This is a genomic window from Blautia sp. BIOML-A1 (assembly GCF_009883055.1).
Taxonomy (GTDB): Bacteria; Bacillota; Clostridia; order Lachnospirales; family Lachnospiraceae; genus Blautia_A.
Genome location: NZ_WWVR01000083.1, coordinates 1 through 1,829, shown reverse-complemented (window position 1 = coordinate 1,829; position 1,829 = coordinate 1). Strand labels below are relative to the sequence as shown.

Below are 1,829 nucleotides of genomic sequence, written 5' to 3'. Positions count from 1 at the left end.
CTCTCTATTCTTTTTAGTGCATGTTCAACAAAAATCCTTGATTTTACTGACTTTGCTGAACAGTTAATAAGTTACATATATCTACAAAATAGAGTTTTCTGGATATGAAGTGACTTCATGGAGTCCATTTCTGATGATTTTAGGTACAAGAAATAAAACGTCTTTGTTTCTTCTTTATGAAGGCCTTCCTGTTTCCCAAATCCACCTACAGTAACTAACCTCTCATGTCTACCAGGATCACCATCCTCTGACGGGTCCTAAATTCCTTCGTTCTGCTTATCCATAGTTGGGTGCTGCTCATGCTCCTTTAGCAGGGTCGTTGCCCTATAGAAAATGTCAATGCAGCTACTGGCTCTACTTTGTCTTATATATTTTGCATTCCTGTTTCACAGCACCATTGATGGCGGACGCTTTCCTGTTTACAGTACTTTTTGCTCAGGCAGCTATTATGTCGCTTTTTCGGTGGATATCTGACATCATTTTAAATCTGTCATACTCCACACCTTTCGTTAATACCGCATAAAACACTCGGATCAACTTACAGCTGACGGCAACCATTGCCTGCCTTCGTTTCAGCGGATTCTTTACACGAGTTACATAGTAATCATAGATTCCACGGAACTCCTTGTTTCTTGCAAGCAGCGGTACCATTACCTGATACAGGATCTTTCTGAGTTTCCTTCTCCCGCGTTTGCTGATCCTCGTCCTTCCTTTATGCTTTCCTGAACTGTTTTCTACCAGTTCCAGTCCTGCATACTTCTGGATCTGTTTCGGTGAATCAAAGCGTCTGATATCACCTACCTCAGCTATGAATCCTGCTATTGTGATGCTCCCTACTCCTTTAATGGCGAGTAACTTCTCCACATGTGGTACTTTTAGGATCATTTCCTCAAGTACTTTATTGACGGCTTCTAACTGCGAAGTCCATAAGCGATGCTCTTCAAGCAGCATATATAATTCACTTTTTGTTCCAATCCCTCCGTCAAGTCCAACACTGTTGTGCGCAGCTTCAACCAGGGTCTTTGCCCTATCTTCAGTAACTCCTCTGCCACGCATCTTTTTATCATGCCAGATCTTTCGGATCCCATTTACTCCAAGCGCGATCACATCTTTTGGCAATGGTGCTTTTTCAAGCACTGCCAGGCCGCTTATTGCATCAAATCGTGTGTATAATCCCAGATATTCCGGGAAATATATTGCAAGCCATCTCTGGATCCTGTTTGCAGATATGTTGTGCTGCTTCATGATCCTGTCACGGCTGTATACCAGGTCTCTTATTTCGGCATAAATGCCTTCTGGCATGTATGGGATTGAATATCTCCCATCCACAACTAGTTTTGCGATTATTTTTGGATCTTTTGAATCTGTTTTCTTTGGACTGTTATCATCAAGTTCCTTGATCTTCTTAACCGAGAATGGATTGACCATTACTAATCTTTTCTGATGATCATTTACATACTTCGCAAACGCAAACCAGTAATGACCTGTTGGCTCGCAGCCGATCAGAACTGCAGTCTTTTTATTCTCAGTCTTAAGTGTCTCTGCCCAAAGGTTGAAAGAATTGAACCCTTCCAGATCGTTATGAAAAGAAAAAATACGTTTTGTAAGTTCGCGTCCTCTGTTATCAAAAGCTCTTGCATAATGTATCTGGCTTCCGATATCAACTCCGACAACCATTGTTGAATCTGTTACTTGCTCAATCTTTTCATTCTGTGTATAATTCATTTGGAACCTCCAGTGCTTGATTGTTTTGCTTACATCCGCCAAGATGCAACTCAATCATACCTTGAGGTTCTTTTTTATTCAATTGGCGCTTTTAATGAATTACA

The 1,829-nt window shown here is 41.1% G+C and carries 1 protein-coding gene; it reads right to left on the bottom strand.

All coding sequences use genetic code 11. The features are described 5' to 3' along the window. Positions 1-435: 435 nt before the first annotated feature. On the bottom strand, positions 436-1,725 hold the full coding sequence (locus GT674_RS16715; protein WP_161286680.1) for an IS110 family transposase: 1,290 nt from the start codon (positions 1,723-1,725) through the stop codon (positions 436-438). Positions 1,726-1,829: the final 104 nt, after the last annotated feature.